At 69.5% G+C, this 7,188-nt stretch carries 11 protein-coding genes; 3 read left to right on the top strand and 8 right to left on the bottom strand.

The window, feature by feature from the left end; all coding sequences use genetic code 11:
• A partial coding sequence (locus ACTHJJ_RS03860) for an Hsp70 family protein (RefSeq protein ID WP_440301617.1) occupies nucleotides 1-1,197 on the bottom strand: 1,197 nt, incomplete at its 3' end.
• 358 nt (nucleotides 1,198-1,555) lie between these two features.
• On the opposite strand from ACTHJJ_RS03860, the gene ACTHJJ_RS03855 reads away from it, so the two are divergent.
• Nucleotides 1,556-1,912 (top strand): YciI family protein, encoded by a 357-nt coding sequence (locus tag ACTHJJ_RS03855; protein ID WP_440301616.1) that lies wholly within the window; start codon nucleotides 1,556-1,558, stop codon nucleotides 1,910-1,912.
• A 14-nt stretch (nucleotides 1,913-1,926) separates the two neighbouring features.
• On the opposite strand, the gene ACTHJJ_RS03850 is transcribed toward ACTHJJ_RS03855, so the two are convergent.
• From ACTHJJ_RS03850 to ACTHJJ_RS03825, 6 genes are read right to left on the bottom strand one after another with little or no spacing between them, the layout of a single operon-like run.
• On the bottom strand, nucleotides 1,927-2,493 hold the full coding sequence (locus ACTHJJ_RS03850; protein ID WP_440301615.1) for a hypothetical protein: 567 nt from the start codon (nucleotides 2,491-2,493) through the stop codon (nucleotides 1,927-1,929).
• A complete protein-coding gene (locus tag ACTHJJ_RS03845; RefSeq protein WP_440301614.1) occupies nucleotides 2,490-3,029 on the bottom strand; it encodes a DUF6286 domain-containing protein in 540 nt (179 codons plus the stop codon). The genes ACTHJJ_RS03850 and ACTHJJ_RS03845 overlap by 4 nt, the downstream gene beginning before the upstream one ends.
• Entirely contained in the window at nucleotides 3,026-3,466 is a 441-nt protein-coding gene (locus ACTHJJ_RS03840) for an Asp23/Gls24 family envelope stress response protein (protein WP_440301613.1), read from the bottom strand. The genes ACTHJJ_RS03845 and ACTHJJ_RS03840 overlap by 4 nt, the downstream gene beginning before the upstream one ends.
• Nucleotides 3,463-3,648, bottom strand: coding sequence for a hypothetical protein (locus tag ACTHJJ_RS03835; RefSeq protein ID WP_440301612.1), 186 nt, complete (start codon nucleotides 3,646-3,648; stop codon nucleotides 3,463-3,465). Before ACTHJJ_RS03835 ends, ACTHJJ_RS03840 begins: the two co-directional genes overlap by 4 nt.
• 42 nt (nucleotides 3,649-3,690) lie before the next feature.
• A complete protein-coding gene (locus tag ACTHJJ_RS03830; RefSeq protein ID WP_440301611.1) occupies nucleotides 3,691-4,095 on the bottom strand; it encodes a hypothetical protein in 405 nt (134 codons plus the stop codon).
• Nucleotides 4,092-4,583: an Asp23/Gls24 family envelope stress response protein gene (locus ACTHJJ_RS03825; RefSeq protein WP_440301610.1), complete on the bottom strand. Its 492-nt coding sequence runs from the start codon at nucleotides 4,581-4,583 to the stop codon at nucleotides 4,092-4,094. Before ACTHJJ_RS03825 ends, ACTHJJ_RS03830 begins: the two co-directional genes overlap by 4 nt.
• Before the next feature lie 190 nt (nucleotides 4,584-4,773).
• On the opposite strand from ACTHJJ_RS03825, the gene ACTHJJ_RS03820 reads away from it, so the two are divergent.
• Together ACTHJJ_RS03820 and ACTHJJ_RS03815 are read left to right on the top strand one after the other, a co-directional pair.
• Nucleotides 4,774-5,283: an RNA polymerase sigma factor gene (locus ACTHJJ_RS03820; RefSeq protein WP_440301609.1), complete on the top strand. Its 510-nt coding sequence runs from the start codon at nucleotides 4,774-4,776 to the stop codon at nucleotides 5,281-5,283.
• Nucleotides 5,284-5,289: 6 nt separating this feature from the next.
• The gene (locus ACTHJJ_RS03815; protein ID WP_440301608.1) at nucleotides 5,290-5,895 is read left to right on the top strand and encodes an Asp23/Gls24 family envelope stress response protein; all 606 of its coding nucleotides are present in this window, start codon (nucleotides 5,290-5,292) and stop codon (nucleotides 5,893-5,895) included.
• A gap of 47 nt (nucleotides 5,896-5,942) precedes the next feature.
• Here the strand turns inward: ACTHJJ_RS03815 and ACTHJJ_RS03810 are convergent.
• A partial coding sequence (locus ACTHJJ_RS03810; RefSeq protein WP_440301607.1) for an aminopeptidase C occupies nucleotides 5,943-7,188 on the bottom strand: 1,246 nt, incomplete at its 5' end.

The following is a 7,188-nucleotide window of genomic DNA, read 5'->3' as shown; positions in this document are numbered from 1 at the left end:
CGGGATGGCCGTGTTGCGCTCGATGAGCGTCGTCATCAGGCCACCCTTGGTCTCGATGCCGAGCGAGAGCGGCGTGACGTCGATGAGGAGGACGTCCTTGCGCTCGCCCTTGAGGACACCCGCCTGCAGCGAGGCGCCGACAGCGACGACCTCGTCGGGGTTGACGCCCTTGTTGGGCTCCTGGCCGCCGGTCAGCTCCTTGACGAGCGAGCTGACGGCCGGCATGCGGGTCGAGCCACCGACGAGCACGACGTGGTCGATGTCGGACAGCTTGATGCCGGCGTCCTCGATGACCTTGTGGAACGGTGCCTTCGTCCGGTCGAGCAGCGACTTGGTCATCTGCTCGAACTGGGCGCGGGTCAGCGTCTCGTCGAGGTGGATCGGGCCCTCGGGCGTCATCGAGATGTACTGGGCCGAGATGTTCGTGGAGGTCGCGGACGACAGCTCCTTCTTGGCCCGCTCGGCCTCGTCACGAAGCCGCTGCATCGCGATCTTGTCCTTGGACAGGTCCTGGCCGGTCTTGTTCTTGACCTGCTGGATCAGCCACTGCACGACGACGTCGTCCCAGTCGTCACCGCCGAGCTGGTTGTCACCGCTCGTCGCGCGGACCTGGATCGTGGAGAAGTTGTCCTCCGGGTCCTTGCCCACCTCGAGGAGGGACACGTCGAAGGTGCCGCCACCGAGGTCGAAGACGAGGATGAGCTCGTCCTCCTTGCCCTTGTCGAGGCCGTAGGCGAGGGCCGCCGCGGTCGGCTCGTTGATGATGCGCAGGACGTTGAGGCCCGCGATCTCGCCGGCCTCCTTGGTGGCCTGCCGCTCGGCGTCGTCGAAGTAGGCCGGGACGGTGATGACCGCGTCGGTCACGGTCTCGCCGAGGTAGGACTCCGCGTCGCGCTTCAGCTTCTGGAGGATGCGAGCGCTGATCTCCTGCGCCGTGTAGCGCTTGCCGTCGATCTCGGGCGACTTCCAGTCGGTGCCCATGTGGCGCTTGACCGAGCGGATCGTCCGGTCGACGTTGGTGACGGCCTGGCGCTTGGCCACCTCGCCGACGAGCACCTCGCCGTTCTTGGCGAAGGCGACGACCGACGGGGTGGTGCGGCCGCCCTCAGCGTTCGCGATGATGGTCGGCTCGCCGCCCTCGAGGACGGAGACAGCCGAGTTGGTGGTACCGAGGTCGATTCCGACCGCACGTGCCATGAGTGGTTCTCCTTGGTGTTCCTTGATCGGGCCGTATGCCGCTCAGCTCGCCTCGTGGGCGGGCTCAGTCACGCTCGGGCCGCGTGTCTTCGGGTCTCGCTCAATCTGCTCTGCCCAGCCTTGGGTTGTCAAAACCGGACTCGCAAAACTTGCGTACACCTGACTCAACTTCGGGCACGGCGGAATGATTCCCGTCCGACGGGGTCACTTGGGGACCCTGCCTCGGGGGCAGTCTTGAACTGCTCTGCCGGATGGTGTCGGATCGGAACGCCGGCGTTCGTGGAGTTCATATGGCGACCAGCGGGGTCGCCGAGCGGCGGGGGCACCCGCCCTCGACCAGCCCTGAGAGGAGACGACAGTGACGGAGTATCTGATCGCGTTCAACGACGAGTGGGTGCCCGAGCACACGCCGGAGCAGCTGCGCGAGAAGGCGATCGCCGGGCGGCAGGTGATCGACGAGATGAAGGCCGCCGGGGTCTTCCTCTTCACCAACGGCGGGATCGACGCGTCGAGCGTCGTGTGCAGCGTCGAGGCGAGGGACGGGGAGCCGATCTTCACCGACGGGCCGTACGTCGAGACGAAGGAGCACCTCGGTGGCTTCGCCGTCGTGGACGTGCCGGACGACGATGCCGCCCGGTACTGGGCCGGCCGGCTCGCCGTCGCGCTCGACTGGCCCCAGGAGGTGCACCGGTTCCCCGGCCCCCGAGCGAGCTGAGCCTCGACGGCGACTCAGGCGACCGATCTCGCAGGGTTGGGCTGAGGCCGCAGCTCGATGTTGATCGGCACATCATCTTGGTTCAGCGCCTGCCGCAGATGGGGGATCGTGGAGCTCTCGAGGCCGCTGCGGACGGAGCCGATGTCGGCATCGTCGGCCAGGACGACGCGCAAGATCACCCGGAGCGGGCGCGACACGTAGGCGGCTGCGCCGGTGACCCCCGGGATGCTCGTCGCGTCGTCCTCGACCGCCTCGGAAAGGGCACCGGCGTGCACGATGGTGTAACCGTCCCGGGCATTCGTGGTGCGGTCGATCCGGTTGGCGCGGTCGGTGGCCAGCTGCGCCAGCAGCCACCTGAGAGCGAGGAGCGCGATGATCACGGCCCCCGCGACGACGACCCACCAGAACCAGGCGTGCCGGTGGGGGAAGGTGCGCACAGTCTCGGCCAGCACCGGTTGGCCAGTTCGCTGTCGACCGAACACGCCGGTCGCCAAGCCGAGGCCGAGGACACCCGCGGCGAGCAGGAGCAGCCCGAGCAGGGTCAGCACCGCGCGGTTGGCTGCGCCGACTCTGGTACTCATCGCGCCTCCTTGTTGATGATCCGCACCCGCGGATGCAGGCGCTCGGCAAGACCCAGGGAGTCCAGCCGCTCGTGCACCGCGGCTGTGACCTGCTGCTGCAAATCGGACTGTGACCGGGTCGTGGTGTGCGCCTCCACGCGGACGGATCGCCGGCCGGCGGATGCCGTGGCGTTCGTGACGCCGCTGGTCCGCTCGGCTGCCGCGGCGACGGACTTCTCGACGCCGCGCCGGGAGGCGGACACCAGCACACCCTCGCTGCGTGACGTCAGCGGCAGCGTCGCGGGCTTGCCGCGTCGCAGCGCCAGGAAGAGCAGCACCAGGCCGACCAGGGCCAGGACGACCAGCCCTGCGATGACGGTGGAGTCGTTCCAGCTGTGCTGGCTCAGCCAGTTGGCCCACCGTGGATAGGGCACGAGCCACGGAGGACGATGCAGGTTGGCGAGGACGACCTCGGCCACGGTGACGACGGCAATGAAGAGCAGGCCGAGCGCCAGCAGCGCGGACAGCACTCGGTGCGTGATGCTCGTTGCGGTCATTCCACCCTCCGCCTCTCGGGGGAGCCCACACTGAGCGAGCTGACCTCCACGTCGATGTGGTCGACACGAACCCCGGTGATCTCCGTGAGTTCCTTGCGGATCCGTCGCCGGACCGCGTCCGCCACCTCGGGTACCGACCGCGGCCAGCGGACGGCGATCCGCGCGCTGACCGTGGCAACATCGCCGATCACCCGGGCTTCGACGCTCGCGGCGCCCTCCTCGCGCGACTCACCGACGTTCACGCCCAGCACCCGCCGGGGAGCGGCCGCCGCGTCGGGGACGAGGGTGACGGCATACCCGGCGACCTTCTCCACCACGCGGTCGGCCACACTCAGGCCTCCCCGGTCGCTGGAGGCGGACTGAGGGTCCGCCGCGGGAGTGTCGCCGGGAGCGGTGGGATCGGCGGGACCTGCCCCAGCGACCGTCGTCGTGCTCATCGGTGCGAGCGACCCGACGCGCCCAGGTAGCGGGTGAGGTCGAGCTCGCCGGCAACCACCTTGCCGACGATGTACCCGATCACGCCGAGCACCGCGGTGCCGACGAACGCCTCGAAACCGCCGACGACCCAGGCCAGGCCGAGCAGCAGTCCGGTGAACAGGCCGATCGTGGTGGGATGCATGAGAACCTCCAGTGAGTCAGGAACGGGGTGATTGGGGCGCCGCTACCTGCGCAGCTCGGCGTCGTCTCGTACGGCCGCGGCTCCACCGTCACGACGGCCAGGCGGTGTCGCCGGGGACGTGGCCGCCGTCGCGGTCGGCTCGTTCACGGCGACGTCGGCGACCAGCACGTCGAGTCTCCGGCCCCCCACGTATGGCGCCAGGGCCGGTCGGAGCTGCGCCTCCAGAGTGGCCACCGACGCCCCTGCTGCCATGACGACCGAGACCAGAGCTCGCTCGTCCTCGATCCGGACGCCGACGACCCGGCGGCCGGGCAGATAGGTCGCCACCTGCTGCCACCCGCCCCGGTCCAGACCCGCCACCGCTGGGCAGGCCAGTGCGGCCGCGGCGATGGCGTCGACCTGGCGCTCCAGTGCCGAGGCGGCGTCCGTGTCTGGGCTGTTCGTCACTGGACGCGCTCTGGTGCCGGTGGTTGGTCGGCCCCATCGGCGGTGGGCAGGTGGATGTCGTTGACCGCGATGTTCACCTCGGTGACCTCCAGCCCGGTCATGCCCTCGACGGCAGAGATGACGTTGCGCCGCACCGCGCGAGCCAGCTCGGTGATGGAGACGCCGTACTCGGCCACCATCTCGAGGTCGACCGCGGCCTGACGCTCGCCCACCTCGACCGAGACGCCCTGACCGCTCGTCTGCGAGGAGCCCGGGATGCGCTCCCGGATCGCGCCGAGTGCGCGGGCGGCACTACCGCCGAGCTCGTACACCCCGGACACCTCACGGGCCGCCAGTCCGGCGATCTTCTGCACCACCCCGTCGGCGATCGTGGTGTTGCCTTGCGAGGTCTGCAGCTGTGACGAGCCCCCACCGGAACGAGTCGTCGTCCCGCTCGAGCCGGCCGTCTCGGTCGAAGTGCTGGAAGTGCTTGCGGGCGTGCTGCTCATGTCGGGCTCCTTCGGTCGTGGATCAAGGGTGAGCAGGCAACCGGCCGGGGGCCGCGAGGAGCGTGCTCTATGTCTTGGACACGAAGAATCGGGGAAAGGTTACGGAACGATGTGCGCTGCATCACAGTTCCGTCCGCCGGACCCGTCTCGGAGTCCGCCGTCCCCGGTTGCTGCCTCCGAGGCGGTGCTCGTGCGTCACGCTGCGCAGGGAAACGAGGCCGCCTTCGAGGCCTTGGTCCGGCTCCACCAGGACCGTGCCTTCGTGAGCGCCCTGCGACTCCTGGGCAACCATGCCGATGCACAGGACGCCGTGCAGGAGGCGTTCCTCCAAGCCTGGCGCGCGCTACCTCGCTTCCGCGCGGAGGCCAGTTTCGGGACCTGGTTCACGCGGATCCTGATCAACACCTGCCACAACCTGCGGCGCAAGGGCGGTGTCGAATCGGTACCACTCGAGTCTGACGCGGGCGGTGCCGCGCCGGGGGCCGACGAGGTCGGGGAGGTCAACCGTCGGCGGGACTCCGTGCGCGAGGCCGTGCTGGCGCTACCGTTCGACCAGCGCGCCCCTTTGGTCCTGCACACGTTCGGGGGATACTCCCATGCGGAGATCGGGCGCATTCTGGGGATCAGCGAGAACGCCGCCAAGGTCCGCGTGCACCGCGCCCGGCGCGCACTGGTCGAGACTCTCCGGGAATGGAGCTGAGTTCAGGTGTTTGGCAACAACCGGCTCACCGTGTCCGACTCTCGGCTGCGCTGCGGGCGGCCCATCGACGACCTGCTCGCCCAGGTGGGTGATGGCCGCCCACCGACTGATCCGGAGCACCAGCGCTCCTGCCCGCACTGCCGCGCGGCCCTTGCAGAGCTCGACGAGCTGTGGCGCCCGGTCCGCGCCCTGGCCGCCGAACAGGTCCACGCCCCCGCCGAGGTCCTCGCACAGGTCATGAGCCGCGTGCGGGAGCTGGTGGCCCAGGGCTGGTATGCCGTGATCCCCTCCCCGGACGGCGACACCCGCATCGCGGCACGCGTGATCTCAGCCGTGGCGCGGCTCGCCGCCGAACAAGTGCCCGGTGTGAGCCTGGCCCTCGGCGGCGGCCACGCGGCGACCGACGTCGGCGTCGCCGGGCCGCGCGTCGTCATCGATGTCGACGTCATCATCGAGATGGGGACCGTGATCGCGGCCGCGAGCCGCAGTCTCCGAGAACGCATCGCTCGAGACATCGCGGCGCACACCGGTCTGCTCGCGGGCGAGGTGAACATCACGGTGATCGACGTGTCCCACGCCACCCACCCCACGCTCCAGACGGTCCACACCTGAGCCGGCGCCGTCGCCGTCGGCGGCCGTCGCGGTCAGCGGTCGCGCGGTCAGCGGGCGAGGGCCCCCATGGGGTCCCAGGCGGGCAGCACGATGGGCTCCTGGTCGAGGGCGGCCTGCAGCTCGGCGGGAAGCGCGTCGCGTCGGACGGCGACCTCGAAGACGAACTCGGCGAACCAGCTGTCGTTCATCGTCATGAAGCCCTTGTCGCCCTTCTCGGTGCCCCAGCTGTTCTCGACGCGCCACCGCCGCGGGGCATCGCCGACGAGGTCGACCCCGGTGAAGAGCATGGCGTGGGTCATGAGCGACTCGTGGTGGAGGAGCCGGTCGGCCTTCGTGAGGCTCGGCTCGGTGCCGTAGATCGAGGCGCGGTCGAACAGGGATGCGTCCCAGAGTCCGAGGTCAGCGTTGGACATCTGGCCGGTGTCGCAGCCGAACCAGACCGGCTCGCCGCCGACGATCGCTTGTGCCGCAAGGGACTTCATGAGGTCGGGCTCGACGTTGAGGTAGGTCACCGGCGGGGCGCCGACCACGTTGCCGAGGTGCTCGACCGTGAAGGTCCGGCCGTAGGGGCTCGTCGGCCTCGGGTCGTTGACGAGGCAGACGTAGTCCTCGAGCGGCACGGTGACGTAGGCCTCGGCGAACTGGAGCGGCGTCATCTCCCCGTCCCGATGGAACCCGCCGTCGGTGTCCTTCCACTGCCACACGAAGGTCTCGGGCGGCGTGCCGAGGTGGATGCAGAGCAGCCGGTGGATGGTGGCCAGGACCTGCTCCTTCGCGGCGTCGAGTGCATCGGTGTCGGCGCCGTTCGCCGCGTCGGCACGCAGGTCTCGGGCGGCTTGGCGCAGGATCGTCGCCATGTCGCGGTTCATCTGCCGGGTGTTGCTCGAGCTCTTCGTCTCGGGCATCGCGACCTTCGGGACGAGCCCGTGCTTGAGCACCAGCGCGACGAACATGTTCCACTGACCACCGTCTTCGGCCGGCGTCGCCATCAGGTGCGCGACGGTGCGGTCGTCGATCTCGCGGTCGCTCGTGGCGATGACCGACTCGAGCCAGTGGTTCGCCTTCTCGAATTTGTCCCAGAACAGGAGGTGGTTCTGGGAGAACTCGAAGTCCTTGACGCCCAGCTTCTTTCGCGTGCCGGCCCGCAGGAGGTTGGTCCCGGCGAAGAGCCAGCAGCGCCCGCTCTTCTCCTGTGAGGTGGCCGCCCAGTCGTCGAGCAGGTTCGAGACGGAGTGGTCGATGCTCGTCACGATCCGGCGGTCGAGGGCGATCTCGTCGACCGAGGTCGTCGTG

Source organism: Intrasporangium sp. (genome assembly GCF_051961875.1).
Taxonomy (GTDB): domain Bacteria; phylum Actinomycetota; class Actinomycetes; order Actinomycetales; family Dermatophilaceae; genus Intrasporangium_A.
The sequence above is the reverse complement of the archived record's forward strand: the minus strand, read 5'-3'. Positions and strand labels throughout refer to the sequence as shown.

What these genes read in the sequence shown, in the direction of transcription:
- ACTHJJ_RS03835 (WP_440301612.1), bottom strand. Translation starts at nt 3,648, where the DNA reads ATGCATCCCACCACGATCGGCCTGTTCACCGGACTGCTGCTCGGCCTG.
- ACTHJJ_RS03845 (WP_440301614.1), bottom strand. Translation starts at nt 3,029, where the DNA reads ATGACCGCAACGAGCATCACGCACCGAGTGCTGTCCGCGCTGCTGGCG.
- ACTHJJ_RS03850 (WP_440301615.1), bottom strand. Translation starts at nt 2,493, where the DNA reads ATGAGTACCAGAGTCGGCGCAGCCAACCGCGCGGTGCTGACCCTGCTC.
- ACTHJJ_RS03840 (WP_440301613.1), bottom strand. Translation starts at nt 3,466, where the DNA reads ATGAGCACGACGACGGTCGCTGGGGCAGGTCCCGCCGATCCCACCGCT.
- ACTHJJ_RS03825 (WP_440301610.1), bottom strand. Translation starts at nt 4,583, where the DNA reads ATGAGCAGCACGCCCGCAAGCACTTCCAGCACTTCGACCGAGACGGCC.